Origin of the sequence: Kitasatospora sp. GP30, assembly GCF_029892145.1 — a bacterium.
Taxonomy (GTDB): domain Bacteria; phylum Actinomycetota; class Actinomycetes; order Streptomycetales; family Streptomycetaceae; genus Kitasatospora; species Kitasatospora acidiphila.
In genome coordinates this window covers 1-25,972 of the sequence record NZ_JARZAH010000029.1, presented here as the reverse complement: position 1 = coordinate 25,972, position 25,972 = coordinate 1, and the positions used below count along the sequence as shown (strand labels likewise).

The 25,972-nt window shown below is 74.1% G+C and carries 28 protein-coding genes; 8 read left to right on the top strand and 20 right to left on the bottom strand.

Features of this window, described 5'->3' with window-relative positions:
- Positions 1-84: 84 nt before the first annotated feature.
- Together P3T35_RS29350 and P3T35_RS29345 are read right to left on the bottom strand one after the other, a co-directional pair.
- On the bottom strand, positions 85-369 hold the full coding sequence (locus tag P3T35_RS29350; RefSeq protein WP_101379141.1) for an SHOCT domain-containing protein: 285 nt from the start codon (positions 367-369) through the stop codon (positions 85-87).
- A gap of 138 nt (positions 370-507) precedes the next feature.
- Entirely contained in the window at positions 508-1,773 is a 1,266-nt protein-coding gene (locus P3T35_RS29345) for an ROK family protein (RefSeq protein WP_101379142.1), read from the bottom strand.
- A gap of 17 nt (positions 1,774-1,790) precedes the next feature.
- Between P3T35_RS29345 and P3T35_RS29340 the strand changes: the two genes are divergently transcribed.
- From P3T35_RS29340 to P3T35_RS29325, 4 genes are all read left to right on the top strand, one after another.
- Entirely contained in the window at positions 1,791-3,047 is a 1,257-nt protein-coding gene (locus P3T35_RS29340) for an MFS transporter (RefSeq protein WP_101379143.1), read from the top strand.
- A gap of 75 nt (positions 3,048-3,122) precedes the next feature.
- A complete protein-coding gene (locus P3T35_RS29335; protein ID WP_180356336.1) occupies positions 3,123-3,443 on the top strand; it encodes a hypothetical protein in 321 nt (106 codons plus the stop codon).
- An 18-nt stretch (positions 3,444-3,461) separates the two neighbouring features.
- A complete protein-coding gene (locus P3T35_RS29330; protein WP_101379144.1) occupies positions 3,462-3,947 on the top strand; it encodes a HutD family protein in 486 nt (161 codons plus the stop codon).
- Positions 3,944-4,642: a nucleotidyltransferase domain-containing protein gene (locus tag P3T35_RS29325; RefSeq protein ID WP_101379145.1), complete on the top strand. Its 699-nt coding sequence runs from the start codon at positions 3,944-3,946 to the stop codon at positions 4,640-4,642. Before P3T35_RS29330 ends, P3T35_RS29325 begins: the two co-directional genes overlap by 4 nt.
- A 7-nt stretch (positions 4,643-4,649) precedes the next feature.
- Here P3T35_RS29325 and P3T35_RS29320 read toward each other — a convergent pair whose 3' ends face one another.
- The 7 genes from P3T35_RS29320 to P3T35_RS29290 form a co-directional block, all read right to left on the bottom strand.
- Complete coding sequence (locus P3T35_RS29320) at positions 4,650-5,075, bottom strand: GNAT family N-acetyltransferase (protein ID WP_101379146.1); 426 nt, start codon at positions 5,073-5,075, stop codon at positions 4,650-4,652.
- A gap of 5 nt (positions 5,076-5,080) precedes the next feature.
- Complete coding sequence (locus P3T35_RS29315) at positions 5,081-5,833, bottom strand: acyltransferase (protein ID WP_101379147.1); 753 nt, start codon at positions 5,831-5,833, stop codon at positions 5,081-5,083.
- 69 nt (positions 5,834-5,902) lie between these two features.
- Positions 5,903-6,682, bottom strand: coding sequence for an enoyl-CoA hydratase family protein (locus P3T35_RS29310; RefSeq protein WP_101379148.1), 780 nt, complete (start codon positions 6,680-6,682; stop codon positions 5,903-5,905).
- A gap of 145 nt (positions 6,683-6,827) precedes the next feature.
- A complete protein-coding gene (locus P3T35_RS29305; RefSeq protein ID WP_101379149.1) occupies positions 6,828-7,853 on the bottom strand; it encodes a serine hydrolase in 1,026 nt (341 codons plus the stop codon).
- On the bottom strand, positions 7,850-8,761 hold the full coding sequence (locus tag P3T35_RS29300; RefSeq protein ID WP_101379150.1) for a hypothetical protein: 912 nt from the start codon (positions 8,759-8,761) through the stop codon (positions 7,850-7,852). Before P3T35_RS29300 ends, P3T35_RS29305 begins: the two co-directional genes overlap by 4 nt.
- The gene (locus tag P3T35_RS29295; protein WP_101379151.1) at positions 8,762-9,472 is read right to left on the bottom strand and encodes a hypothetical protein; all 711 of its coding nucleotides are present in this window, start codon (positions 9,470-9,472) and stop codon (positions 8,762-8,764) included.
- 17 nt (positions 9,473-9,489) lie between these two features.
- On the bottom strand, positions 9,490-9,729 hold the full coding sequence (locus P3T35_RS29290) for a hypothetical protein (protein ID WP_280708415.1): 240 nt from the start codon (positions 9,727-9,729) through the stop codon (positions 9,490-9,492).
- Between the two features lie 186 nt (positions 9,730-9,915).
- Here P3T35_RS29290 and P3T35_RS29285 point away from each other — a divergent pair, with 186 nt between their 5' ends.
- Entirely contained in the window at positions 9,916-11,586 is a 1,671-nt protein-coding gene (locus P3T35_RS29285; protein ID WP_101379152.1) for a hypothetical protein, read from the top strand.
- Between the two features lie 106 nt (positions 11,587-11,692).
- On the opposite strand, the gene P3T35_RS29280 is transcribed toward P3T35_RS29285, so the two are convergent.
- From P3T35_RS29280 to P3T35_RS29265, 4 genes are all read right to left on the bottom strand, one after another.
- Entirely contained in the window at positions 11,693-11,953 is a 261-nt protein-coding gene (locus P3T35_RS29280; protein WP_143676738.1) for a hypothetical protein, read from the bottom strand.
- 122 nt (positions 11,954-12,075) lie between these two features.
- Complete coding sequence (locus tag P3T35_RS29275) at positions 12,076-12,747, bottom strand: response regulator transcription factor (RefSeq protein WP_101379154.1); 672 nt, start codon at positions 12,745-12,747, stop codon at positions 12,076-12,078.
- Positions 12,744-13,991: a sensor histidine kinase gene (locus P3T35_RS29270; protein ID WP_101379155.1), complete on the bottom strand. Its 1,248-nt coding sequence runs from the start codon at positions 13,989-13,991 to the stop codon at positions 12,744-12,746. The genes P3T35_RS29275 and P3T35_RS29270 overlap by 4 nt, the downstream gene beginning before the upstream one ends.
- A gap of 136 nt (positions 13,992-14,127) precedes the next feature.
- Entirely contained in the window at positions 14,128-15,327 is a 1,200-nt protein-coding gene (locus P3T35_RS29265; protein ID WP_280708460.1) for a geranylgeranyl reductase family protein, read from the bottom strand.
- Positions 15,328-15,568: 241 nt separating this feature from the next.
- Here P3T35_RS29265 and P3T35_RS29260 point away from each other — a divergent pair, with 241 nt between their 5' ends.
- Positions 15,569-16,933, top strand: coding sequence for a dipeptidase (locus tag P3T35_RS29260; protein ID WP_101379157.1), 1,365 nt, complete (start codon positions 15,569-15,571; stop codon positions 16,931-16,933).
- A 22-nt stretch (positions 16,934-16,955) separates the two neighbouring features.
- On the opposite strand, the gene P3T35_RS29255 is transcribed toward P3T35_RS29260, so the two are convergent.
- A complete protein-coding gene (locus tag P3T35_RS29255; protein WP_180356337.1) occupies positions 16,956-17,744 on the bottom strand; it encodes a DUF4184 family protein in 789 nt (262 codons plus the stop codon).
- A gap of 189 nt (positions 17,745-17,933) precedes the next feature.
- Positions 17,934-19,001, bottom strand: a complete 1,068-nt coding sequence (locus P3T35_RS29250) for an NUDIX domain-containing protein (protein ID WP_101379159.1) — start codon at positions 18,999-19,001, stop codon at positions 17,934-17,936.
- 504 nt (positions 19,002-19,505) lie between these two features.
- Between P3T35_RS29250 and P3T35_RS29245 the strand changes: the two genes are divergently transcribed.
- A complete protein-coding gene (locus tag P3T35_RS29245) occupies positions 19,506-20,015 on the top strand; it encodes a hypothetical protein (RefSeq protein WP_101379160.1) in 510 nt (169 codons plus the stop codon).
- Positions 20,016-20,200: 185 nt separating this feature from the next.
- Here the strand turns inward: P3T35_RS29245 and P3T35_RS29240 are convergent, their stop codons facing one another.
- The 4 genes from P3T35_RS29240 to P3T35_RS29225 all read right to left on the bottom strand — a co-directional run bounded on the left by P3T35_RS29240 (position 20,201) and on the right by P3T35_RS29225 (position 24,059).
- Positions 20,201-21,604, bottom strand: a complete 1,404-nt coding sequence (locus P3T35_RS29240; protein WP_101379161.1) for an acyl-CoA synthetase — start codon at positions 21,602-21,604, stop codon at positions 20,201-20,203.
- Positions 21,605-21,677: 73 nt separating this feature from the next.
- Positions 21,678-22,640, bottom strand: coding sequence for an electron transfer flavoprotein subunit alpha/FixB family protein (locus tag P3T35_RS29235; protein WP_101379162.1), 963 nt, complete (start codon positions 22,638-22,640; stop codon positions 21,678-21,680).
- A 42-nt stretch (positions 22,641-22,682) separates the two neighbouring features.
- Positions 22,683-23,468, bottom strand: coding sequence for an electron transfer flavoprotein subunit beta/FixA family protein (locus P3T35_RS29230; protein WP_101379163.1), 786 nt, complete (start codon positions 23,466-23,468; stop codon positions 22,683-22,685).
- 279 nt (positions 23,469-23,747) lie between these two features.
- A complete protein-coding gene (locus tag P3T35_RS29225) occupies positions 23,748-24,059 on the bottom strand; it encodes a thioredoxin family protein (protein ID WP_280708407.1) in 312 nt (103 codons plus the stop codon).
- A gap of 282 nt (positions 24,060-24,341) precedes the next feature.
- Here P3T35_RS29225 and P3T35_RS29220 point away from each other — a divergent pair, with 282 nt between their 5' ends.
- The gene (locus P3T35_RS29220; protein WP_101379165.1) at positions 24,342-25,118 is read left to right on the top strand and encodes a lysophospholipid acyltransferase family protein; all 777 of its coding nucleotides are present in this window, start codon (positions 24,342-24,344) and stop codon (positions 25,116-25,118) included.
- 105 nt (positions 25,119-25,223) lie between these two features.
- On the opposite strand, the gene P3T35_RS29215 is transcribed toward P3T35_RS29220, so the two are convergent.
- Complete coding sequence (locus tag P3T35_RS29215) at positions 25,224-25,832, bottom strand: hypothetical protein (RefSeq protein WP_218976635.1); 609 nt, start codon at positions 25,830-25,832, stop codon at positions 25,224-25,226.
- Positions 25,833-25,972: the final 140 nt, after the last annotated feature.

The following is a 25,972-nucleotide window of genomic DNA, read 5'->3' as shown; positions in this document are numbered from 1 at the left end:
AGTCATTCTGAGGGGTAGTGGTTCCGCTTATAGAGCACGGCGCGTGAGGGGCGACAGGGGCGCTGCCCCGCCGCCCCACCGGCCTCATCGCTCTCCGTCACCCTCCCTCGGCCGTTCGATGATCACGGCCCGACGGGCCCGGTACTCCTCCTCGTCGATCTCACCGCGGGCATAGCGCTCACCGAGCACCGCCAGCGGGCCCTGCCGGCCGGCCTGGTACGGCCCCCAGCAGCCACCCCGGCGCCACACGGTGCGGCGCAGCACCACGAAGACGATCACCAGGAACAGCAGCCAGAAGAACGGGAAGAACAGGAACCACGGGTGCCAGGCGTGCGTGGCCAGCACCGTGGCTGCGGCGGTCGTGTGCATGGGGATCCATCTCCTCGGGGTCGGCCCGGCCTCCACCGGACCTGTCCCCTTGAGCGTCCCGCCGACCCGCCCCTTGGCGCGTCGCCTCGGCGGCGGCAGTGCGACTACCACCCGGGGAGTACGCGAGCCGGTGTCCGGCTACTTCGCCAGTACCTCCTGGGGGTTCGCCAGGTACGGCTCCCAGGCCAGCTCCGCCGCACCGAGCAGTCCGGCGTGGCACAACTGCGCTGCGACCAGCGGTACTTGGTCGCAGCGCCCCCAGAGGCTGTGCCGCATGGCCACCTCGGGCAGCCGCTCGGGGGCCGCCTCCAGCAGGTCCTGGTGCAGCCCGCTGAGCACGATCCGGTCGGGGTTGAGGATGTTGGCCAGGCCGGCGAGGCCGAGCCCCAGCCGGTCCACCACCCGGTCCACGGCTGCCCGGGCCGCCTGGTCCCGGTCGGCCGAACGGGCCAGCTCGCGGGCCTGGTCGAGCAGCGGCAGCGACGGGTTCGGGGTGCGGCCGGCGGCGGCGAACAGCGCCTCCGGGTCCGTCTCGACGTTGAGGCAGCCCCGGTTGCCGCACGGGCACGGCCGGCCGAGCGGATCCACCGTCAAGTGCCCCACCTCCAGGGCGAGTCCGGCGCTGCCGGTGTGCAGCCGCCCGTCCACCACGAGGGCGCCGCCGACCCCGCGGTGGCCGGAGGTGACCAGCAGCAGGTGGCGGGCGTCCCGACCGGCGCCGTGCCGGTGCTCGGCGAGCGCCACCAGGTTGGCGTCGTTGCCCACGGCGGTGGGCAACGGGTGGCGGGCCCTCAGGCCCAGGTCCTGTGCGTTGACCGCCGTGGCGAACAGCTCGGCCACCGGGGTGCCGCCGGGCCAGCCGAAGGTCAGCGCGGCCAGGGCGGTGCCCTCGGGTTCGCGGACCGGGTTGGGCAGGGCGAGTGCGGCGCCCAGGCAGCGGCGGCGGTCGGCGCGGACCAGTTCGGCGCCGGCGGCGGCGATCGCGCTGAGCACCTGCTCGGGCTCGGTGCTGGCAGGCAGCGGGTGGTAGACGGCCTCGCCGAGCGTGCCGCCGCGCCCGCTCAGCACGCCGCCCAGCCCGCTGAGTGCGACCGACAGCCCGTCGGCGTGCACTTGGGCGGCCAGCACCACCGGTCCGTCGGGCGCCGGGGCCAGCCGGTGCGAGGGGCGGCCGCGCCCGCTGCCGATCGGGTGGGCGTCGACCGTGACCAGGCCGAGCGCGGCCAGCTCGGCGGCGATCGCCCCGGCGGTGGCGCGGGTGACGTCGAGCGCGGCGGTGAGCGCCGACCGGGTGGGGGCCCGGCCGGTGTGGATCAGCTCCAGGGCCGGCCCGAGCAGGCTGCGGCCACGGTCCGGAGCGGTCCGGCGGACCGGCTCGAATCGGCTTGTCGAGGTGTTCGGCACTCCTCTATTCTGACTTTGTGCCGCTCCTAAACAAAAAGCCCGCCCGCTCTCACCCCCTCGAATCTCACCCGAACGGCTCAGCGGACCCCTCGGCCAGGACGGCTGCGCGGCTCGCGCTCACCGCGTTCTTCGCCGTCGACGGCTTTCTGTTCGCCGCCTGGGTGGTGCGCATCCCCGATGTGCGCGCCCAGGTGCACGCCTCGCACTCCGCCCTCGGGCTGGCGCTGCTCTGCGTCTCGGCCGGCGCGGTCGCGACCATGCCGCTGATCGGCCGGCTCTGCCTGCGGTTCGGCACCCGGCCCACCACCGTGGCTTCGCTCGCGCTGCTCAGCGCCGCGGTGATGCTGCCGCCGCACGCCCACTCGGTCCCGGTGCTCGGCGCGGTGCTGCTGCTGTTCGGCGCGGGCTACGGCGCGGCCAACGTCGCGATGAACAGCGCCGCCGTGGAGCTGGTCGCCGAGCTGCGACGGCCCGTCATGCCCAGCTTCCACGCCGGCTACAGCCTCGGCGGGCTGCTCGGCGCGGCGGTCGGCGGGCTGCTCGCCGGGCCGCTGACGGCCACTTGGGCACTGACGCTGAGCGGCCTGCTGGGGCTGCTGGTCACCGGATTCGCGGGGGCGGTCCTGCTGCGCGGGGCACCGGGGGCTGCGGCCGACCCGGGCGCGGGCACGCGTGCTGGCGCACGGGAAGTCGACCGGGTCGACGTTGGCGTCCGAGTGCCGCATGCCCGCCTGCTGGTGCTGCTGCTCGGCCTCACCGCGCTCTGCAGCTCCTACGGCGAGGGCTCGCTGGCGGACTGGGCCACTCTGCACCTGACCGACGACGCGCACGCGAGTGCCGCCGTCGCCGCGTTCGGTTACGCCACCTACGCGTTCGCGATGACCGCCGGCCGGCTGGCCGGGACCTGGCTGTCCATCCGGTTCGGGCCGGCCCGGCTGATGGTCGCGGGCGGCCTGCTCGCCGGGGCGGGGATGCTGGTGGCCGCACTCACCCCGTCGGTGCCGGTGGTGCTGCTGGGCTTCGTCCTGGTCGGCCTCGGGCTCTCCAACCTCTTCCCGCTCGCCATCGCCCGGGCCGGCGAGACCGGCGGCCCGGGCGGCGTGGCCACCGCCTCCATGCTCGGCTACGGGGGCATGCTGATCGGTCCGCCGGTGATCGGGTTCCTCGCCGACGCCGCCGGCCTGCCACTCGCCCTCACCACCGTGGCCGCCGCCGGCGCGGGCGCGGCCGGCCTCTCCCTCGTGGTCAACCGCCCGCAGGCCACCCGGAGTTGACCGCTGCGGCGACAACCTCGCGGCCGGCCCGGCCGGTTCGCGGAACTCGGTCGCACGCTGAGGAGTTGAGCGGGCATGAGCGACTTACTACCCGACCTCATCGTGTTCGGGGCGCTGCTCGCGCTGCTGGGCGTCCTGACCTGGCTGCGGGGTGTGGTGCGCCGGCGCGGGAGTGCGGGCTCGGCGCTCCAGGGTGCACTGGTCGCCTTCGAGCACTCGATGCGCGTCACCTCCTACGAGGCCCACCAGGAGATCCGCGCCCAGGCGCAGCGCCGGACGCCGGCCCTCTCCCCCGACGACCCGCGGTGGAACGGCCTCGCCATGCTCCGCCAGGGAGCGGCCCGGCCCTCCCGCCTGCGCCCCATCGCCCGCCTGCGCCACTGGTGGCGGGGGTAGCCGGTTAAGGTGCCCGCTATGCCTGTTGAACACCTGCGTGCGGCCGACCGTCACCCCACCCCCTGGCGCAACGGCGGCGGGGTGACGCGAGAAGTCGTCAGCACCGACTTCTCGCGCGTCAGCCTCGCGGAGATCGCCGCCGACGGCCCGTTCTCCGCCTTCCCCGACCAGCAGCGGATCCTCACGGTGCTGTCCGGCGAGGGCATCGAGCTCACCATCGGGGACGCACCGCCGGTCGTGGTACCGCCGCTGCAGCCCTTCGCCTTCCCGGGCGGCGCGGCCACCGCCTGCCGACTGCTCGGCGGCCCGGTCACCGCACTCAACCTGATCACCCGCCACCCGGACCCCGCCATCACCCTGCACCCGCCGGCCACCCTGCACCCCGCCCCGGGCCGCCCCCACCTCGCCATCGACCTGACCACCCTCGACGCCACCCTGATCACCCACCCCAGCACCACCCCAACCCCCACCCCGGCCGGCCCCTGCGCGGTGCTCACCCTGTGACCGCCATCGACCAGGCCCGGCGTTTCATCAGCACCCACGTCGTCAAGGCAGTTGGCGCCGTGCTGGCCGGTTCGGCCGCGCAGGGACGAGAGACGGCCACCAGCGACCTCGACCTGGCAGTGCTGGTGACCGGGGCCAGCTACCGGCAGACCCTGCGCTTCGAGGGCCGCGTCATCGAGCTGTTCGCCCACACCCCGGAGGTCCTACCGGAGTTGTTCGCAGCCGGGCGGGCAGACCGCCGCGGGGTGATGCAGCGGATGTACGCCGAGGGCGTGGTGCTCCTCGACCCGAGCGGCCAGGTCGCCCAGTTCCAGGCGGCGGCCGCAGCCGAGCTATCCGCCGGCCCGTCACCGCTCACCGCCGCTCAGCGCGAGGCCCTCCGCTACGCCCTCACCGAGGTACTCGACGACCTCGACGATGCCGCCGACCCCGACGAACGCGGCACCCTCGCCGACCACGCCCTGTGCCAAGCGGCCGACCTGCTCTGCGACCACCGGCGTGCCTGGACCGGCAGTGGCAAGTGGCTCCCCCGCCGCCTGCGCGCCGCCGACCCGCAGCTGGGCACCGCGCTACTCACCGCGCGCCGCACGGCCGCCACCGACCCGGCCGCCTTCCTGGAGCACGCCGGCCAAGTGCTGGACCAAGTCGGTGGCCCGTTGCGGGAGGGCTATTACCGCCCCTGGCAAGCGAGTTGACGGCTCCTCAGCCCCGCACCATGAACACGTCCACCGGGTCCGCCCGCTCCTGCGCGAAGCCGAAGCGCTCGTAGAGCCGGCGGGCCGGACTGCCCTGCAGGACGTTGAGGCGGACCAGTCCCGTGTCCGCCAGGACGCGTGCCAGCACGGCCGTCCCGATGCCGCGCCCCTGGAGCGTCGGGTCGAGGTAGAAGTGCTCCAGCCAGTGGCCGTCGTCGGCCGGACGGAGTGCGACGCTCCCGGCGAAGGCGCCGTCCACCAGGATGACGCTGGTGTGCTCGGGCTGGAAGGCGTCGCGCATCCGCTGCCGGACCCGGTGCGGGTCGTAGCGGCCCAGGCGCTCCAGGTCGGGGCGCATCACCGCGGCCCGCAGCTCGACGATCGGTTCCAGGTCACCGAGTTCGGCGGGCCGCAGCTCGACACTGCTCGTCATCGTGCTCACTCCCCGGTCGGCGGCCGCAGGTCCCAGCCGACCAGGGCCCGCAGTTGCTCGGCGGTGATGCCGTCCGGCAGCGGGGTGGGCGCGGCGTGCCGGAACGGCGGCTGCCAGCCGTCGACGTCGGAGAAGCTGCGCACCACCTTGGCGGGGGCGCCGGCCACCACGCTGTAGTCGGGGATCTCGCCGCGCACCACCGAGCCGGCGGCCACCACCACGTTGCGGCCCAGCCGGGCACCCGGCAGGATCACCGCGCCGGTGCCGATCCAGCTGCCGGAGCCGATCTCCACCGACTCGTTGCGCGGCCACTGCTTGCCGATCGGCAGCGTGGTGTCCCGGTACTCGTGCGCCTGGTCGCTGATGTAGACATTGGGGCCGGTCCAGACGTCGTCACCGAGGACGATCGACTGATGGCCCACCAGATGGCTGCCCCGGCCGATCACGCAGCCGCCGCCGATCGTGATCACCGGCTCCGGGCCGAGGTCCAGGCCGGGCAGGAAGCCCGCCGACAGGGTGACCCGCTCGCCGATGATGCAGAACGGGCCGATCCTGATCGAGCTCTCGTTGAATATGGTGCCGGTCGGGAAGGCCAGGGTGCTGCCGTCGCCCAACTCGCCGAACCGGTACGGGCCCGGGCTGGCGCTGCTGACCGCGCCACGGGTCTGCACCCAGCGCCAGCCCCGGTGCACGGCCCGCCCGGTGGCGTGGCGGGCCCGGGTGCGGACGGTGGCGAGCAGGCGGGCGGCAAAGGGCATGCGCACACCGTAGCCGCCCCCGGCACCCGCCCGAGCGCCGGGGGACGAACATCACAGCAGGTCACTGGGTCAGGCGCCGGGCACCGCCCACGGCGCGGGGCGGCGCTCCAGGAACGCCCGCATCCCCTCCTGGGCCTCGGGTGAGCCGAACAGCCGCGCCGACTGCGCCACCCGGGCCTCGGTGTCGGCCTCGAACGAGGCCAGCACCTCGGCGCTGACCAAGCGCTTGGTCTCGGCGAGCCCCTGCGGGGAGGCCAGCCGCAGGGCGTCCAGCACCTGGGCGAGCGCCTGCTCGGGCTCGTCGGTCGCGATCGTCACCAGGCCCATCCGGGCCGCAGCGGCGCCGTCGAAGGTCTCCCCGGTCAGGTAGTAGCGGGCCGCGGCGCGCGGCTCCAGCTTGGGCCGCAGCGGCAGCGAGATCACCGCGGGAGCCAGGCCGAGGCGCACCTCGGTGAACGCGAAGGTGCAGGCCGGTCCGGCGATCGCCAGGTCCGCCGAGCCGACCAGGCCGAGCCCGCCGGCCCGGACGTGCCCGTTGGCGTAGGCGATCACCGGCTTGGGGCACTCCACGATGGCGCGCTGGAGGTCGACCAAGCCGCGCGGCCCGACGGTCGGATCGTCACCGGTCGCCTCCGACAGGTCGGCGCCCGCGCAGAACACCTTGCCGGTGTGGCCGAGCACCACGGCCCGCACCTGCGGGTCCTTGGCGGCCCGGGCCAGGCCCTCGGTCAGTTCGGCCATCAACCGGGTGGAGAGCGCGTTGCGGTTGTGCGGCGAGTCGAGCTCCAGGGTGGTGACGGAGCCGGCCGTGCTGACGCGGACGAGCGGGCCTGCGGGTGCGCTGGTCATCAGGGTGGGACCTGCCTTCCAGTAATCCGATGTGAGGGTGGGTCGGACGAACTGGAAAGACTCTGGCATGCCCCGGCTCAGAACACCATGGTCGACTGGACCACACCGGGCTCAGAAGACCATGGTCAACCGGACCGCACCCCGCTCAGAACACCACGGCTTTCAGCAGTCGGCGTCCGGCCCGCACCACCGGCTGCGGCAGTGTCGGCCCGGCGTTGGCCAGCACCAGCGCACCGGCCCGCGCGTCCGGGCTGAACCCCAGGTAGGCCGTGAAACCGCGGGTGCCACCGGTGTGCCAGAGCAGGGTCCGGCCGTCCGTCTCCCGCCGGTTCCACACCAGCGCCACCTGGTTGGCGCCGTGCTCCGGCCGCGCCCGCTCCTGCTGACTCGCCATCAGCGCGGCGGTCAGCTCCGGCACCGACTCGGGCCGCAGCTGGGCCTGCAGAAAGCGCAGCAGATCGGGGCCGCTGGTGTAGATCGCGCCGGCGCCGACCAGGGCGTCGAACGTCCAGTGCTCGACGGCGCGGCCGTGGTGGTAGCCGGTGGCCGCCCCTGGCAGCAGCTCGTGCGGCCCGGCGACCAGGGTGTCCCGCATGCCCAGCGGCCGCAGTACCCGTTCGGTCAGCAGGGTCGCGTAGTCGGTGCGGGCGGCGTTGGCGAGCAGCTGCCCGAGCAGGCCGACGCCGAAGGTGGAGTAGCGGACCTGGCCCCGCCGCCTGGAGTGCAGCCGTGCGGCGTCGTGGTAGAGGTCCTGCAGGCGGTAGCGGCGGTACGGGTTGCTCAACCAGTGCCGGGCGGCGCGCCGGTAGAGGCTGGGCGGCACCCTGGGCAGGCCGCCGGTGTGGGTGGCCAGCTCCAGCAGGGTGACCGTCGTGGCCGGCGCCGCGTAACCGGGCAGGTGGACGGAGATCGAGTCGTGGTAGCGGACCTCGCCGCGCTCGGCCATGTCGGCGAGCAGCAGTCCGGTGAAGGTCTTGGTGAGCGACCCGAGAGCGAACGTGGTGCCGGGGCCGACCAGCCGCCCGGCCGCCGCCCAGCCTGCGGTGAGCAGCTCCTGCTCCGGGCCCTGGACGACGGCCGCAGCCAGCCCGGGCACCTGCCGTTCGGCGAGCAGCGCGGCGGTCTGCCCGGCCAGCAGGTCGGCCAGGCCGGCACCGGTGGCGGCGGTCATGACGCCACCGCCAGGGCCCGGGAGACGGTCAGGGTGCCGGCGACGGCGGCCACGATGGTCGGGTGGTTGTGGTTGGTGAAGGCATGCAGCGGGTCGTCGGACGGGCGGGTGATGCCGTTGGGCAGCATCCCGTCCTCCCGCTGCCCTGCCGCGAGTTGCTCCCAGGCTTGCGGATACCAGTCGGGCTCGGACAGGCAGACGTCCACAGCCAGCAGCTCACCGAGCAGGTCCCAGGAACGGGTCTCGGTGAACACCTCCACCCAGACCGGCAGCCAGCGGTGCAGGTACTCCTGCAGCCGCGGGTCGATGCCGTCCGGATTCCTGCCCCAGTCGGTGAGGTGGAAGACGGTGTGGGTGACGCCGTAGGCGTTGTAGGTGTCGAGCATCCAGGGTTCGGGGGTACCGCCCAACCAGGTCTGTGCGACCAGGGCCGGCACGTCATCACGGTCCGGCAGACCGATCCGCCGCTGGGCCGCCACCACTGCGAGGCGCCGGTTGGGCACGTGCTCGGGCACGGCGGCCGCACGCAGACCCGCCAGATGGGCGACGAAGCGTTCCAGCGGCGGGTGGTGCAGGCCCGCCATGGCGAAGTTGGAGTAGATCTCCAGCGGGTGGGTGGCGGGCGGGGTGTGCCGCTGCATCGTGTGGAGCAGTTCACCGTCGCCGTACTCGCGCCAGGCGAAGTCCAGTAGTTCCTCGGCGGTCCGCGCGGTCTCCGGTCCGGCCACCGCCTCGCGACGGACGACCGCCGCGGCCATCGCCACTTCGGCGAGCGCCTTGAGGGAGTTGCCGGGTATCTCCCAGTACGGCACGTCCCGAGGCAGCGCGAAGCTCGCGCGCATCCGCCCGAGCCAGGCCATCGCCTGGTCGGCGACGTGCTGGGCCTGACGGACCGTGGTGACGTCCATTCAGCTCTCCCCTCGGGCGAACCGGCGGGCCAACGCGACGTCAAGCATGGTGCGCGGCTGGTCGGCGGCGAGGAATTCGAGGTGTTCCAGGGCCGGGGCCAGCAGCGGTTCGGGGGCCTGCTGCTCGTCCAGGGCCAGCCAGCGGGCCAGCTTGGCGGCGCTCGGGTAGTCGCGGCGCAGCAGCGCGCGGCTGACACCGCGCACCAGGTCGAGCCGGCGGCGGCGGGCCTGCTCTCGCAGCGGGCTGGCCACCGGCGGGAGCGCCAGCGATGAGCAGCGGACCAGTTCGGTGGACCAGGCGGCCCAGTGCGGCACCTCGGTCGGCGCCACCGCGGTCCCGGCCAACCCGGGCCAGCCGTCGGCGGCCACGCCGAGTTCGGCCAGTGCGGCGCTCAGCGCCTGATCGCGCAGCGCCCAGAGGGCGCCGTCGGGGTCGGTGCCGGGCGGTGCGGGGAAGGCGCCGACGGCGGCGTGAACCAGTTGGGCGTCGGCGGCCGGAAACGCGTGGCCGGCCAGCAGGTACACGCTGAGCACATCGGCACCGAGTACCCGGATGGCGGCCAGCGCTGGCACTTGCTCGGGCTGCTGGGCGATCTTGCGGTACAGGCTGAACGGGTCAGCCGTGCCGCTGATCGCCTCGACCAGGTCGGCGGCCAGTGCCTGGGCGGCCGAGTCGACCGCGCCAGACACCGTCTCGTGGTTGATGGGCACGGGGCTTCCGGGTCCTCTTAGAACGCCGCCGCGCAGGCGAGGTTCTGGACCGAGCCGACGAAGGCGTCCTCGACCGGCTCCTTCTTCCGCGGGTCAGCCTCCAGCAGGAGGGCGGCCGCGATCAGGAGCAGCGCCAGGCCATCGGCGGAGCCGGGGCCGTAGGACTTGGAGGCCTCGCTGGTGGCGACCAGGTGGCGCACCGCCTCCTGGTCCCCTTTACCAGGGACCACGAAGTCGTAGGTTTCCAGGACAGACATACCGTTTACCTCCTTGGGCAAAGTCGGGTCCGGTACTTCCACGCTGCGCCGAACGAGCCGGGGCTGGGCTCTCCTGTTAGGCCATTCGGGTATGCCGGCTCGGCAGCCCCCGGCGCGAGAGACCGACCTGACTGACCATCAGGACCGCGCCACGGCCCGCGCCGTCGACCACGTAACGTTCTGGCCGTGATCAACGACGAGAGTGCCGCGACCGCGCCGGCCGGACTGCCCCCGGGCGCACCGGTGCCAACCCAGCGCCAGGCGCCGCCGGGCGCTGCCCCGACCCGCCGGGCCTGGACTCCGGTCTGGGCGGCCGCGGCGCTGGCGCTGCTGCTCGGGGTGGGGTGGGCCTGCCGGCTGGCCGGACCGGTGGGAGATCTCTCCGCCCAGTGGGCCTGGGCCGACTTCGCGGCCCGGCACCCCGGCGCGGCCTATGACTTCGGCTGGTACGGCGGCGTGCACCCGGTCTCGTACAGCGCGCTGACGCCGTATCTGATGGCTGCCGTCGGGGTGCCGGCGGTCGGGGTGGCCGCCGCGGTCGGGGCGGCGGCGCTGCTGGCCGTGCTGGTGCGGCGGATGCCCGCGGTGCGCCGGCCGCTGCCGGTGGCACTCTGGGGTGCGTTCGCGATGGCGGCGAACGTCATCGCGGGGCGGGTCACCTTCGCGGTGGGGCTGGCGTTCGCGGTGGCCGCGGCGGTGGCGGCGCTACCCGGGCCCGGCCGCGCGGTCGGCAGGTGGCGGCTGGCGGGGGTGGCCGCCCTGGCGGCGCTGGCCACCATCGGCAGCCCGGTGGCCGGACTGTTCGTCGAGGTGCTGGCGGCGGCGCTGCTGTTCAGCGGGCGGCGCCGGGTCGCGGTGGCGCTGGGGGTGCCGCCGCCGGTGCTGGTGATCGGTCCGAGCCTGGCGTTCCCGTTCGACGGGGTCTACCCGATCCCGCTCTCAACGGTGATCGTCACCACCCTGTTCGCGGTCGCGATCGCGCTGCTCAGCCCGGCCGGGTGGCGCGCGGTGCGGATCGGCAGCTGGCTCTATGCGGCGGGCACCGTGCTGACCGCCCTGGTCACCAGCCCGATCGGCGGGAACGTGCAGCGGCTCGGGCTGCTGTTCGGCGGCGTGGTGCTGCTCGCCATGGTCTGCTCGGACACCTGGGGCACAGCCGGACGCCCGCGCCGGGTGGCGTTGGCGGTCACCTGCGTGCTCGCCCTGGGCTGGACGGTCAACGCGGACGTCGTCGGCATCCCGCAGGCACCGCCCGCGAACCAGGCCGACGGGCTGCTCATCGAGCTGCGCGCCCTGCACGCGGAGCAGGCCCGGGTGGAGGCGGTGCCGAGGCTGGACCACTGGGAGTCCTGGCGCCTGCTGCCCACGGTGGAGCTGGCCCGCGGCTGGAACCGCCAGGCGGATGTGGAGCGCAATCCGTTCTTCTACGACGGCTCGCTGACCGCCGCGCGCTACCACGACTGGCTGCAGCAGTGGTCGGTGCGGTACGTGGTGCTGCCCACCGGGCGGCTGGACGTGGCCGGCACCAAGGAGGGCGCGGTGGTGCGCGCCCGTCCCGCGTGGCTGGAGCCGGTCTGGCAGGACCAGCACTGGCAGCTGTTCCGGTTCACCGACGCCCAGCCGATGGTGCCGGCCCCGGCCGCGGTGGAGCACGCCGACGACGGTGAGGTGGCGCTGACGGTGCCGGCGGCCGGCTCGGTCACGGTGCGGATCCCCTGGTCGCCGTGGCTGGTGGCGCACGGCCCGGCCGGCGCCTGCCTCCGCCAGGACGGCGACTGGACCAGGCTGACCACCACCGCGCCCGGGCGGTACCGGATCGACGGCCGCTACAGCTGGCCGCGCGGCTCGGCCTGCTGAGCCGGGGCTGCCCGGCCACCCGGCCACCGGGCCGCGCCGGGTCGGAGCGGTCGGCCGGGTCGTCGGCGCCCCGCCCACAGGGGGGAGGCGGGGAGCCGACGGACCGTCAGGCGGCCGAGCCGTCGTCGTCGGCCGCGTCCTCCGAGCGGCGGCCGGCCGCGCCGTGGCCGCTCGCACCGAGGTCACCCGCACCGAGGCCGCTCGCACCGAGGTGCCTCGTGTCGACGTCGTCCGCGTCGACATCCAACGCATCGACGTCCAACGCGTCGATGTCCAGTGCGTCGACGTCCAGCACCTCGACGTCAGAGGGGTCGATGACGAAGGTGTGGGTGCCCTCGATCACTCTTGGGACCTTTTTGCGCTCCATAAGTGCTCTCCTTCAGCAAGGCTGCCGTGGCAGAGTCCTCCGGCGATCGCAGACCCGAGACTACCTTCCGTCGCCAGCCATGTACATGGCGTTCCGGTGCGAAGCCCGCGCCGCGCGCCCCGTCAGCCGAGCCATCCGGGCCTGACCAAGCCCGACTCATAGGCGAGGACCACCAGTTGGGCCCGGTCCCGGGCAGCCAGCTTGACCATGGTGCGGCTGACATGGGTCTTCGCGGTGAGCGGGCTGACCACCAGCCGGCGGGCGATCTCGTCGTTGGACAGCCCCATCCCGACCAGGGTGAGCACCTCCCGTTCGCGTTCCGTCAGCACGTCCAGCGAGGGCCCCGCAGTCCCCGCCGGCGCCTTGGAACGGGCCGCGAACTCGCCGATCAGCCGCCGGGTGACGCCTGGCGAGAGCAGCGCGTCGCCGGCCGCGACCACCCGCACCGCGCGCAGCAGGTCGGCCGGCTCGGTGTCCTTCACCAGGAAGCCGGCCGCGCCGCCGCGCAGCGCCTCGAAGACGTACTCGTCCAACTCGAAGGTGGTCAGCACCACCACCTTGACCGCGGCCAGCTCGGGCCGGCCGGTGATCTGCCGAGTGGCCTCCAGGCCGTCCGTCCCGGGCATCCGGATGTCCATCAGCACCACGTCAGGTCGCAGTTCGGCGGTCAGCCGCACCGCCGCCTCACCGTCGTCGGCCTCGCCGACCACGGTGATGTCGCGCTGCGCGTCCAGCAGTGCCCGAAAGCCCGCCCGGACCAGCACCTGGTCGTCCGCCAGCAGCACCGTGATCATCGGTCAGCCTCGTCCCGTCGCCATCCGTCAGCCGTCCGTCCCGCCGGCAGCCAGGCCAGCACCCGGAAGCCGCCCTGGTGCGGCCCCGCCGCCAGGGTGCCGCCCAGCGCCTCGGCCCGCTCGCGCATCCCGGCCAACCCGTTGCCGCCGCCCGGCGGTTCGGCCGGCTCGGGCTGCGCGGCCGGGCCCGGGTCGTCGATCCGCACGGTCAGCCCCTCGGGCACCGTCCAGTCGAGCAGCACCTCGGCCCGGCGGGCGGCCGAGTGCCGGATCACGTTGGTCAGCGCCTCCTGGACGATCCGGAACGCCGCCAGCCCCGCCCCGGCGGGCAGCGCCCGCGCCGTGCCGCTGCTGCGCACCGTCACGGTCAGCCCCGCGTGCGCCGCCTGCTCGACCAGCTCCGGCAGCCGGTCCAGCCCCGGCGCCGGCCGGCGCGGTGCGGCCGCGCCGGGCCCGCGCAGCGTGCCGAGCACCTGCCGCACCTCGCCGAGCGCCTCCTTGCTGGCCGCCTTGATGGTGACCAGCGCCGAGCGGGCCTGCTCCGGCTGGTCGTCGATCAGCTCCAGCGCCACCCCCGCCTGCACATGGATCAGCGAGATGCTGTGCGCCAGGATGTCGTGCAGCTCGCGGGCCATCCGCAGCCGCTCCTCGTCGGCCCGGCGCCGCACGGCGGCCTCCTCGGCGGCCCGACGGGCCACGATCTGCTCGAAGCGGAACCGCACCAGCTCGGCGACGGCCGCGAGCAGCAGCGCCAGCGCGGTGACGCCGAGCTCCTGCCACCAGCCGCCGTGCCCGGTGCCGGGCAGCCAGCCCGCCGGCATCGCGAAGGTCAGCAGCAGATGCCCGAGGTAGACGCCGCCCAGGGTCGCCCAGGCCGCCCGCCGGTGCCCGAGCCGGACGGCGACGCAGTAGGCCACCGCGAAGCTGGCGAAGACCGGGCCGTACGGGTACCCGGCCGCCAGGTAGACCAGTAGCACCACCCCGGTGCCGGCCACCGCGACCACCGGCCGGCGCCGGCGCAGCACCAGCAGCGCCGGCCCGGCCAGCAGCAGCAGGTACCCGAAGGCGTCCAGCGCATGGCGCGGCGGCACCTGGTGGCGTGCGGCGGCGCCACTGCCCGCCACCTGGATCACGGCGATGACCACCGAGGAGAGCACCGGCCAGCCCGCCCGGACCCACGGGAACCGCCAGGGGCCGCGCCCGTGCCAGGGGCCGGGCCCGCGCCAGGGCTGCTCGCCGCTCATCCGGCACGGTCCGGGTCGCTCGGGTTGCGGACGTCCGAGGTGCTCATGTGCGCAGGCTAGGCGAGGTCGCCCCGGCCCGGCATCAGCCCGCCGGGGTGGTCGCGGGTACTCCCTGGGGAGTACCCGCGACCAGTGGTCAGCGCGCCGCCCACGCCGACAGCCGCCGCGCGGCCCGGTACTGGCGCAGGATCTGGGCGAAGGTGGTGTGGCCCTGGGTGGTCTGGGCGAACGCCCGCCAGGCCGGCCCGATCAGGCAGATCGCCAGGTGGAACAGGTGCGGCCGGCGCTCGAACGCGGCCAGCATCACCTTGCCGGCCCGCATCTCCACGCCCAGCCCGGCCTTCACCGCGAACGCGTAGTTGAGGGCCTGCCGGCGCACCTCCTGGGGCACGCCCGCCTCGGCCACCTGCACCGCCCACTCCCCGGCCAGCCGCCCGGAGCGCAGCGCGTACGAGATGCCCTCCCTGGTCCACGGCTCCAGCAGCCCGGCCGCGTCCCCGGCGACCAGCACCCGGCCCCGGGAGAGCGGCGAGTCCTCGGCGCGGCAGCGGGTCAGGTGCCCGGACTCCACGGCGGGCCGGAACTCGGCCAGGCCCAGTCGGCGGATGTAGTCGGCCAGGTACTGCTTGGTCTGCTCGCCGTCGCCACGGGCCGAGATGACGCCGACGGTCAGCGTGCCGGAGTCGGTCTTGGGGAAGACCCAGCCGTAGGAGCCGGGCAGCGGTCCCCAGTCCAGGTGGATCCGCCCCTCCCAGGTGCGGGCCACCCGCTCGGGCACCGGGATCTCGGCCTCCAGGCCCAGGTCGATCTGGTCGAAGGTCACCCCGACGTGCCGTCCGATCCGGCTGGCGCTGCCGTCCGCGCCGACCACCGCGCGGGCCCGCACCGAGCGGCCGTCGGCGAGCGTCACCGCGACGGTGCGCCGGTCCGGGCCGCCCTGCTCGACGCCGGTCACGGTCACCCCGGTGACCAGCACCGCGCCCGCCTGCTGGGCCGCCTCGGCCAGCCGCTGGTCGAACTCGGTGCGGTTGACCAGGCCGAAGAGCATCCGCCGGGAGCGCCGGGTGCGGTTGTAGCGGCCGTTCAGCGCGAAGGTGACGGCGTTCACCCGGTCCTGGAACGGGATCTTGAAGTCGTCGGGCAGGCAGTCCCGGGACGGCCCGATGATCCCGCCGCCGCAGGTCTTGTAGCGCGGGTGCTCGGCCTTGTCGAGGAGCAGCACCCGGCGGCCCTGCCCGGCGGCCGCGTAGGCCGCCGAGGAGCCGGCCGGACCCGAACCGACCACCACCACGTCCCAGACGCCGGCCAGCGGATCGGGCTCGGTGTCGCCGCCCAGCGGATCGCTGGCAGTGTCGCCGTCCAGCGGATCGGGTTCGGTGTCGCCGGCCGCGCTTCGATCGTCGCCGGTCTGGTCGGCGGGCGTGGTGTGCTCTGGCTCGGGCGCGTAACCGGAATCTCTCACGTCGAGTCATCTTATGCGCCGACACGGCAGTCCACCCCACCACGGCCCGCGCACCCGTGCGAGCGCCACCTATGCTCGACGGGCAGTTGGACCCCTCATCTATCCGGAGACCCCGATGACCGAACCCGATCTCGCCGCCGCCGTCCGGGCCTTGATGCCCCGAGCCCGCCAGGAGCTGGCCGAGCTGGTCGCCTTCCCGTCGATCGCCGACCCCCAGCTCGGGCTGGAGCGGGAGTGCCGGGCCGCCGCCGAGTGGGTGGCCGACGCGCTGCGGGCCGAGGGCCTGACGAACGTTCGGCTGCTGGACACCCCGGACGGCACCGCCTCCGTCTACGGTGAGCTGCTCGCCGCCCCCGGCGCTCCGACGGTGCTGCTGTACTCCCACTACGACGTGCAGCCGGAGCTGGACGCCGCCGGCTGGGCCAGCCCGCCGTTCGAGCTGACCGAGCGCGACGGCCGCTGGTACGGGCGCGGCGCGGCCGACTGCAAGGGCAACATCCTGATGCACCTGACGGCGGTTCGGGCGCTGCGCGAGACCGGCGGGGCGCTGCCGGTCAACCTGAAGGTGATCGTCGAGGGCTCCGAGGAGCAGGGCACCGGCGGCATGGAGCAGTACGCGCTGGCCCACCCGGAGCTGCTGACCGCCGATGCGATCATCATCGGCGACGTGGGCAACTTCGCGGCCGGGCAGCCCACCGCCACCGCCTCGCTGCGCGGCGTCTGCGACGTCACCGTGGAGGTCCGCGCGCTGGAGGGCAACCTGCACTCCGGGCAGTTCGGCGGCGCCGCGCCGGACCCGCTGGCCGCGCTGATCCGGATGCTCGACTCGCTCTACGACGAGCACGGCGGCACCGTCGTCCAGGGCCTGCCCTGCGACCAGACCTGGCCCGGCGTCAGCTACCCCGAGGACCGCTTCCGGGCGGACGCGCGGGTGCTGGACGGCGTCGAGCTGATCGGCACCGGCGAGATCGGCGACCGGCTGTGGGCCCGCCCGGCGGTCACCGTGCTCGGCATCGACGTGCCGCCGGTGGTCGGCTCCACCAGCTCGGTACAGGCCGGCGTCCGAGCCAAGCTCAGCCTGCGGGTGCCGCCGGGCATGGACGTGAAGGCCGCGCAGGACGCGCTGATCGCCCACCTGGAGTCGGTCGCCCCCTGGCAGGTCCAGCTGGCGGTCACCGCCGGCTCGATCGGCTCGGCGTTCAGCGCCCACACCTCCGGTCCCGCCTACGAGGCGCTGAAGGGCGCGATGCGCGAGTCCTACGGCACGGAGCTGGCGCTGGCCGGCATGGGCGGCTCGATCCCGCTCTGCAGCACGCTGGCCGGCCTCTACCCGGACGCGGAGATCGTGCTGATCGGCGTGGAGGAGCCGACCACCCAGATCCACGCGCTCAACGAGAGCCTGGACCCGGCGGAGCTGGAGCACATGGCCCTGGCCGAGGCGCTCTTCCTGCGCGACTACCCGAAGGTGTTCGGGAAGTAGCCCGATCCCGGGTGGGGCGCGGCTAGTCGAACGCCCGCGGCACGTACCGGCCGCGCCCCACCCGGTCGACGGCGCTCAGCACCAGGGCGCCGGCCACCGCCCCGGCGCCGGCGCCGAAGCACAGGTCGGACACCAGGTCGTCGAGGCCCGTCCGGCCGGGGAGGCGCCGCCCGCGCAGCACCCGGTGCCCGGCGCCCAGCGCGGCGGACGCGCCGAGCAGGGCACGGCGGCGACGGCCGCCGGCGGGTGGCGGCAGCTGCTCGGCGGGCGGCAGGGCGCGTAGTTCGCGGGCCAGGTGGCGGCCCAGGCCGGCCAGGGCGAGGGCGGAACCGCCGTACTGGGCGAGGGTGCAGAGCGGCACGCCCGCCACCGGGCGGGTCAGCGCGGGTAGCAGGCGCACACCGGCCCGGCCGGGGTGGGTGAAGGAGTCCCAGCCGATGTGGCTGGCGGCGCCGATCGCCGCCGACAGCGCGAAGGCGGCGGCCCGGGGCGGCTCGCCGCGGTCGGCGGTGGCGGCCATGGCGGCGGCCGCCCAGGGCATCGGCAGGGCGCCGAGCAGCGGGCGGCGCAGCGCGGTCCGCCAACCGAGCACCATGGCACCGGCCAGGGCGACGTCCACCGTGGGCACCGCCCACCAGCGGTGGGTCAGGGCGCCGTGCCGGAACAGCCCGGGGCGGCAGGAGGCGGCGAAGAACGGCAGGTCCGGCGCCATCGAGCCGGCGACCAGGCCGGAGGCGATCAGCGGCCCCCGGCCCCGCAGCCCGCGCAGCAGGGGCAGCACGGCGGCCGGATGGCTGAAGGTGAACGGCACGTCCCCATGGTGGCCCACCGCGCCGCCGAACGCACCCGCCTCACCCCACGGTCGAACACCCTCGCCTCAGCCCGCCGTCGACCCCGCAGCCCCACCGAACGCGGCAGCCGAACGCACCACCGCCGCCCCAGCCTCACCCCACCGGCGACCCCGCAGTCACACCGAACGCGGCAGCCGAACACTCCCGCCTCACCCCGCCGTCGACCCCGCGGGCAGGCCGAGCGCCGCCGGTTGCCCGGCCTCCAGGTACTGCGGGGCGTCGCCGCTGCGCGCGGCGAGTGCCGCCAGCAGCCTGCGGTGCCGGTTCGGCGGCAGCAGGTCCGCCGCCTCCGCCGTGCTGACCAGCCGCCAGGCCCGCAGTTCGTCGGGCGGCAGCCGCAGGGCGGCCCGCCGACCCGGCGTCAGCCGGCCGCCGTCGTAGACCAGCCGGAGGCCGCCGCGCCGGCCGTCGGTGGCCGGCTCCCAGTCCACGGCGAGGAGCCGCAGGGCGGCGGGCTCCAGTTCGAGGCCGAGCTCCTCCGCGACTTCGCGCACCCCGGCGTCGGTGGGCGCCTCGCCGAGCTCCACCACGCCGCCGGGGAACTCCCAGGCCGGCTTGTAGACCGGGTCGACCAGCAGCACCCGGTCCTGCTCGTCGAAGAGCAGCACTGCGGCGGCCACGGTGTCGCCGCGGGCCGTGGAGCTGCGCACGATCGGGCACCGTGCGGTGCCGTCCTTGACCAACGCGGCCAGGGTTTCGGCTGTCTGACGTGGCGTCAGTTCGGCGATGTCCACGACGTGGGCGTCGCGGTGCAGCCAGTCCCGGGCGGCGCGGTAGTCGGGCAGGTGGTCCAGGCGCCAGCGGCGGGTGCGGGCGCTGGCCTCCGGGTTGTCGGGGTACTCCTCGCAGGCCGTGATCCGGCTGCGCAGGATCGTTTCCTCAGCGTCCAGCACGAAGTGGTGCACGCTGATCCCACGGGCCGCGAGGGCGCCGAAGATCTCGTCCCGGTAGGCCTCGCGCAGCAGGGTCATCGGCACCACCAGGGTGCCCGGGGCCTCGTCCAGCATGGCCGCGGCCACCTCGGGCACCAGGCGGCGCCAGGACGGCAGGTCCTGGAAGTCGGCGACCTCGGCCAGCCGCCGGGCCGGCAGCCACTGCTTCAGGGCGTAGCCGACCTCCTCGGGGTCGAAGAGCGTGCTGCCCGGCAGCAGCTCCACCAGCTCCCGGCAGGCACTGCTCTTGCCCGCACCGAACGTCCCATTGACCCAGACGATCACGACATCCCCTGACCTCGGCCCAGCCCGGTCCCCCACTGCTGGGCAGCCCGGCACCCGTTCGGGTGGTACCCCCACCGCCCGACTTCTCATACCTGACGATCCGATGCGCGGCCACACCGGAGTGGCACGCGTGCGCCACACGCCGCCTCGCACGCGGGCGCGCGCCCCGGCGCGCCCCTGCGTCGTCTGACCGAGCACCCTATCTGACGATCAGTCACCCGGACGCCGCCACCCACGGGCCCGCACCCGCACCGCCCCCTAGGGTCGGAGAACCGCGGCCCCGTCCCCGCGCGGCCCGTCCCCGCCCGAAAGGCCCGCCATGGCGCACCCGGCCCGGCAGCCGTGCCCAGGGCCGAGCGCCACCGCGCTGCTCCTCGCGCTGCTGATCGCCCTCGCGGTGGCGCTCGCCCTTCCCGGCTCCGCCCGGGCCGCCGACCCCGACCCCGACCGACCGCGCCCGCCCCCGTCCCGGCCGCCATCGCCTGCCGGACGGCGGACCGGCAGGTGGACGACGGCGACCTCGACCAGGCGAAGGCGATCCTCACGGCGCTCCCCAGCCCCGGCGAGGACCCGTGTGTGGCCGAGGAGCTGGCCGAGCTGGACCGGCAGCGCGACATCGCCGCGAAAGGGGTGCTGGAGGGGCAGTCGTACCTGCACCGCGGCGAACCGGACCGGGCCCGGTACGAGTTCCGGCGGGCCCGGCGGCAGGACCAGGCCAATGCCGACGCGGCCGCCGGCCTGGCCACCGTCGACCGGCTGCGGGGCCACATCCTGCCCGCTGCCGCCTCCAACGGGCAGTACTTCCACGACGACTGGCTCAGCCCGGCTGGCCGCATCCTGCTGCCGGCCGCGATCGGCATCCTGCTGCTCGCATTGGTCAGCAGCCTCGCCTCGCGTGTGCGCCCGGCGGCCGTGGCCTGGCCGCGCTGGCTCCTGACCTCGCTGGGCCCTCTGGTCGCTCGCCACCCTGCACCCCTGGCTGAACGATCCGCAGCTCCTCGGGCTGCCCGGTGAACTCGGCGTGGCCTCTCCCGAGAGCCTGCGGGCCAGGATCGGCCAGGAGCAGGACCGGCGTGAGCTGGTACGCGAGCTGCGGCAACGGGCCGACGCCGCTCAGCTGGGCTTCCTACCCCCGTGGCCAACCCGCTGCACTGGACCGACGCCGTTTCCGCGCCGGAGCCCGGAGAGGGGCGGTACGCCTAGCCCTCCAGCAGTCGCTTCTTGAGCACCTTGCCCATCGCGTTGCGCGGCAGTTCGTCGACCAGCACCACGCGGCGCGGCCGCTTGTGCACCGAGAGCCGCTCGGCGACGAACGCGGTGAGCTGATCGCCCGTCACCGGCCCGGCGGGGATGACGAAGGCGACCACGGCCTGGCCCAGGTCCGGGTCGGGCTCCCCGATCACGGCGGCGTCGGCGACCCCCGGGTGGTCCCGCAGCGCGGCCTCCACCTCGCCCGCGCCGATCTTGAACCCGCCGCTCTTGATCAGGTCCACCGAGGCGCGGCCGACGATCCGGTGGAACCCGTCCGGGCCGATGACGGCGACGTCCCCGGTGCGGAACCAGCCGTCGGCGGTGCGCACCTCTGCGTCGGCCGCCGGCCGGTTGAGGTAGCCGTCGAACAGGGTCGGCCCGCTGACCTGCAGCTCGCCGACGCTCTCCCCGTCAGCCGGCACCGGTGCGCCGTCCTCGCCGACCAGGCGGGTCGCCACGCCGGGCAGCGGCAGCCCGACGCTGCCGGGCCGGCGTTCGCCGTCCCAGCGGGTGGAGACGGTGATCAGGGTCTCGGTCATGCCGTAGCGCTCGATCGGCCGCAGCCCGGTCAGCTCGGTCAGGCGGGTGAAGACCGGCACCGGCAGCGGTGCGCTGCCGGAGACCAGCAGCCGGGCCCCGGCCAGCGCCCGGGCCGACGCCTCGTCACCGGCGATCCGGGACCAGACCGTCGGCACCCCGAAGTAGAGGCTGCCGGCCGCCTCGGCGTAGGCCTTCGGCGTCGGGCGGCCGGTGTGCACCAGGCGGCTGCCGATCCGCAGCGCGCCCAGCACGCCGAGCACCAGCCCGTGCACATGGAACAGCGGCAGTCCGTGCACCAGCGTGTCGTCCTGCGTCCAGGCCCAGGCCTCGGCCAGGGCGTCCAGGTCGGCCGCGACCGCCGCCCGGGAGAGCAGGGCGCCCTTCGGCGGGCCGGTGGTGCCGGAGGTGTAGAGCACGAAGGCGGGGCGCTCCGGCGCGGGCTCGGGGCCGCCGTAGTCGTGCCGCTCGCCGAGGTCCACCGCAAGCGCCTCGATGCCCGGCTCCTCGGACGGCTCGTCGGCACCAGCCAGCAGTTCGGCGCCGGAGTCGCGCAGGATGTGCGCCCGCTCCACCGGCCCGGCGTCCGGCGGGACGGGCACCACCGGCACCCCAGCCAGCAGCCCGCCGACCACCGCCGCCACGGTCTCCGCGCTGGGCCGGGCGAGCACCGCGAGCGCCCGGGCCCCGCCCACCCGGCCCGCGACCGCGCCGGCCGCGCCGAGCAGTTGCTCGCGGCTGAGCGCCCGGCCGTCGATCCGCAGCGCGTCGGCGGCGTCGCCGTGGCCGTCCTGAAGTGCCGTCAAGAGGTTCACAGCGGCACTCTAACGGCCGCAGGGCGCGCCCCCGTGATGGGGAGCGCGCCCTGCGGCACCAGCTTCGCGGGGATCAGCCCTTGCGCGCCTTGACCTCGCCGGTCAGCTGCGGCAGCACGTCGAACAGGTCGCCGACGACACCGAAGTCGACCAGCTCGAAGATCGGCGCCTCCTCGTCCTTGTTGATCGCGACGATGGTCTTGGAGGTCTGCATGCCGGCCCGGTGCTGGATGGCACCGGAGATGCCCGCCGCGACGTAGAGCTGCGGGGAGACCTGCTTGCCGGTCTGGCCGACCTGGTTGCTGTGCGGGTACCAGCCCGCGTCCACCGCGGCGCGCGAGGCACCGACGGCCGCGCCGAGCGCGTCGGCCAGCTCCTCGACGACGCCGAAGCCCTCGGCGGCACCGACGCCACGGCCGCCGGAGACCACGATCGCGGCCTCGGTCAGCTCCGGGCGGCCGGAGGAGACGCGCGGGTTGCGCGAGGTGACCTTGGCGGCGTTGCCGGTGAACTCGACGGTGACGTTCTCCACCGCGCCGGCGGCCGGGGCGGCCTCGGGGGCGGCGGCGTTCGGCTTGACGGTGATGACCGGCGCGCCCTTGGTGACCTTGGACTTCACCTGGAACGAGGCGGCGAAGACCGACTGGGTGGCGACCGGGCCGTCCGCGCCGGCCTCCAGGTCGACGGCGTCGGTGATCACACCGGAGCCGAGGCGCAGCGCGACGCGGGCGGCGACCTCCTTGCCCTCACCGGAGGAGGTGACCAGAACGGCGGCGGCCGAGGAGGCCTTGGCGATCTGGGTGAGCGCGTCGACCTTGGGCACGACCAGGTAGTCGGCGAACTCGGCACCGTCGGCCACGTAGACCTTGGCGGCACCGAACTCGGCGGCCTTGGCGGCGATGTCGGCGGCGGCCGCACCGGCGCCGAGGACGACCGCGGACGGCTCGCCGATCCGGCGGGCCAGGGTGAGCAGCTCCAGCGCGGGCTTGCGGACGGCGCCGTCGGCGTGGTCCACGAGGACCAGGATCTCAGCCATGATGTTTTGTCTCCTGACGGAACGTGGGGTCCGAACGGCGGGTCAGATGAACTTCTGCTCGGCGAGGAACGCGGCGAGCTGCTTGCCGCCCTCGCCCTCGTCCGTGACGATGGTCCCCTTGGTGCGGGCCGGGCGCGCCGTGACGGTCTCGACGGCGGTCCAGGCGTTCTCCAGGCCGACCTCGTCCGCGTCGATGTCGAGGTCGTCCAGGTCGTACTTCTGAACCGGCTTCTTCTTGGCGGCCATGATGCCCTTGAAGGACGGGTAGCGCGCCTCGCCCGACTGGTCGGTGACCGAGACGACGGCCGGCAGCGCGGCCTCGACCAGCTCGGTGGCGGCGTCGCCGTCACGGCGGCCCTTCACCACGCCGCCCTCGACCGACACCTCGGAGAGCAGGGTGACCTGCGGCAGGCCCAGGCGCTCGGCCAGCAGGGCCGGCAGCACACCCATGCCACCGTCGGTCGAGGCCATGCCGCAGACGACCAGGTCGTAGCCGGTCTTCTCCAGGGCCTTGGCCAGGATCGCGGAGGTGGCCATCACGTCCGAGCCGTGGATGTCGTCGTCGTTGACGTGGACGGCCTTGTCGGCACCCATGGAGAGGGCCTTCTTCAGCGCGTCGCTGGCGTCGTCACCGCCGACGGTCAGCACGGTCACCTCGGTGCCCTCGTTCGCCTCGGCGATCCGCAGCGCCTGCTCGACGCCATACTCGTCGAGCTCCGACAGCAGGCCGTCCACGGCGTCCCGGTCGGTGGTGTGGTCATCAGCGAAGCTACGGTCCCCGGTCGCGTCGGGCACGTACTTCACACAGACAACGATCCTCAAGCTCACGGCCTGTCTCCTGTACTGGTCTCGTCCGGCGGCTGCGGCGGTGCAACGGGCGGGAGCGCACATGATGGCACCCGCTTCGGACAGCGCATTCCCGCTGCCCCGACCGGCACTTCCGGCAGCATACTCGGCAGCATCCCGCTCTGGTTACTCGTCAGTATCTAAATACCGGTCGCCCATATCTTGCCGCAATAACGGGGCTCCGTATCCCCTGATCATTGTGACGAAGCTCTCCACTCCACAAGGGGCAACCCACCGGGAATTCCCCGGTCGGAGCGCAGGTCAGAGCGCGTCCGCGAGAGCGGCCAGCACGGCGGCCCGGCGCGGCTGCCCGGCGGCCCGGTGGACGACCGTGCCGTGCGCGTCCAGCACCAGTGTGGTGGGGGTGCGAAGGATCTCCAGGCGGCGCACCAGCTCCAGGTGCCGCTCCGCGTCGATGTCCACGTGCGCCACACCCGGCACCAGGGCCGCGACCTGGGCGAGCACCCGGCGGGTGGCCCGGCACGGCTGGCAGAAGGCGGTGGAGAACTGCACCAGGGTGGCCCGGTCCCCCAGAACGACACCTGCGCCGAGTTCGGCGGCCGACAGCTCCACTACGCCAGATCCCTCTCCCGCTCCCGTCCAGGACGCCTTCGCACGCCTGTCCAGCGCACCTTTGCACCGTCACGGTACGCCGGTGTCGACGGGTGTGACGACAATCTCCCGTCGGCCCTGTCCCCTCGGGTGACAGGACACCCCTTCACGAGGGACTATTCATCGCAGAATCACCCGTGGCAGCCGCGGCGTGCCGCGGCCCAGCGCCCCGGCCTGCCGCAGCACCGACCCGGGTGGCCGTCCCACCGGGCCAGGGCCCGTCGGAAGAACGTAGGGCTGACCGTGGCAGAATTCGTGTACCCACCGGTGATCCGGACAGCGCTGGCTGCTTTCAAGGCACTGGACGTGCGGTTCGACATCCAGGGTGCCGAGCATGTCCCCGTCACTGGCGGCGCGGTCCTGGTGAGCAATCACATCAGCTATCTGGACTTCATCTTCGCCGGCATGGGCGCCTTCAAGGTGGCCAAGCGCAAGACCCGCTTCATGGCCAAGGACGACGTCTTCAAGCACCGCATCTCCGGCCCGCTGATGCGCGGCATGAAGCACATCGCGGTGGACCGCACGGACGGGCAGCCCGCCTATGACGCCGCCGTGAGCGCGCTCCGGGCCGGCGAGGTGGTCGGCGTCTTCCCCGAGGCCACCATCAGCCGCTCGTTCATGCTGAAGAAGTTCAAGACCGGCGCCGCCCGGATGGCCGCCGACGCCGGCGCCCCGCTGCTGCCGGTGGTCCTCTGGGGAACCCAGCAGCTCTGGACCAAGGGTCGGCCCAAGACGCTCACCAAGCGGCACGTGCCGGTGACCATCATGATCGGCGAGCCGATCCACCTGGCGCCCACCGACAAGCCGGTGATGGTCACCCGGCGGCTGCGGGCCGCGATGAGCGAGATGCTGGACCGCGCCCAGCGGGAGTACCCGGCGCGCCCCAAGGGCTCCGAGGACTCCTGGTGGCTGCCGGCTCACCTGGGGGGCACGGCACCCACTCTGGAGGAGGCGGAGGCCCTGGACGAGGCCGAGGCCACCGCCAAGGCCGCGCGGCGGGCCGCCGCGGTCAGCGGTTGAACGCCTCTGCTTGAGCCCTTCAGCTGCTTCAGCACCGTTCTGATGGCGTGTCACCGCGACTGGTGACACGCCATCAGGCGTCTTGGTGCGCTTGCCGATCACGCGCTACCGGCCGTCGGCCGCCAACGCCTCGGCGAGTCGGCGGTTGGTCTCCGCCCAGGCCTCGGGCGACTGCTTGGGCAGCACGTCGTCCCAGAGCGGCAGACAGGTGCCGCGCAGCTGCATCATGCCCTCGGGGCGGGCGATCAGCCACCAGTGCAGGTGCGCGCCGCCGTCGCCCCACCGGTTGACGTGCACCCGGGCGATCCCGCCGAGAGAGAGGATCGCGCGCTCCACCCGCTGGATCATCCCGCCCATCTCCACCGCCAGCTCGGGCGGCAGATCGACGAGGTCGTGGTGAGCACGCGGGACCAGCATCAGCATCGCGGGCAGCGCGGCCGGCTCGGAGACCGTGCGGACCATCCAGTTCTCGTTCGCCCAGATCACCGTCGGGTCGTCCTCACCGCGCTTGCAGGTGAAGCAGTCCTCGGTGCCGTGCTCACCGTTCCGCGGCGGCTCGGGCAGCACCGGCGGCTCCAGGACCTTGATCTGGATGTCGCCCTCGTACGGGAAGACCTCCCAGAACGGGATGCCGTCGGTCGGCAGGGGGATCCGCTCACCGATGGGGAGGCTGCGGACGTACTCACTGGGCTCTATGAGCTGGTTCTCGGTCACGGCCTGGATTGTGGCAGAAAAACGAAGAAGCCCCCACCGAATATTCGGTGGGGGCTTCTTCTGAAGAATTGTTCGGCGGCGTCCTACTCTCCCACAGGGTCCCCCCTGCAGTACCATCGGCGCTGTAAGGCTTAGCTTCC

Coding starts and splice junctions, on each gene's coding strand:
- P3T35_RS29350 (WP_101379141.1), bottom strand. CDS start 369: ATGCACACGACCGCCGCAGCCACGGTGCTGGCCACGCACGCCTGGCAC.
- P3T35_RS29335 (WP_180356336.1), top strand. CDS start 3,123: ATGAGCGACTTACTACCCGACCTCATCGTGTTCGGGGCGCTGCTCGCG.
- P3T35_RS29330 (WP_101379144.1), top strand. CDS start 3,462: ATGCCTGTTGAACACCTGCGTGCGGCCGACCGTCACCCCACCCCCTGG.
- P3T35_RS29320 (WP_101379146.1), bottom strand. CDS start 5,075: ATGACGAGCAGTGTCGAGCTGCGGCCCGCCGAACTCGGTGACCTGGAA.
- P3T35_RS29315 (WP_101379147.1), bottom strand. CDS start 5,833: ATGCCCTTTGCCGCCCGCCTGCTCGCCACCGTCCGCACCCGGGCCCGC.
- P3T35_RS29310 (WP_101379148.1), bottom strand. CDS start 6,682: ATGACCAGCGCACCCGCAGGCCCGCTCGTCCGCGTCAGCACGGCCGGC.
- P3T35_RS29305 (WP_101379149.1), bottom strand. CDS start 7,853: ATGACCGCCGCCACCGGTGCCGGCCTGGCCGACCTGCTGGCCGGGCAG.
- P3T35_RS29300 (WP_101379150.1), bottom strand. CDS start 8,761: ATGGACGTCACCACGGTCCGTCAGGCCCAGCACGTCGCCGACCAGGCG.
- P3T35_RS29290 (WP_280708415.1), bottom strand. CDS start 9,729: ATGTCTGTCCTGGAAACCTACGACTTCGTGGTCCCTGGTAAAGGGGAC.
- P3T35_RS29280 (WP_143676738.1), bottom strand. CDS start 11,953: ATGGAGCGCAAAAAGGTCCCAAGAGTGATCGAGGGCACCCACACCTTC.
- P3T35_RS29275 (WP_101379154.1), bottom strand. CDS start 12,747: ATGATCACGGTGCTGCTGGCGGACGACCAGGTGCTGGTCCGGGCGGGC.
- P3T35_RS29270 (WP_101379155.1), bottom strand. CDS start 13,991: ATGAGCGGCGAGCAGCCCTGGCGCGGGCCCGGCCCCTGGCACGGGCGC.
- P3T35_RS29260 (WP_101379157.1), top strand. CDS start 15,569: ATGACCGAACCCGATCTCGCCGCCGCCGTCCGGGCCTTGATGCCCCGA.
- P3T35_RS29235 (WP_101379162.1), bottom strand. CDS start 22,640: ATGGCTGAGATCCTGGTCCTCGTGGACCACGCCGACGGCGCCGTCCGC.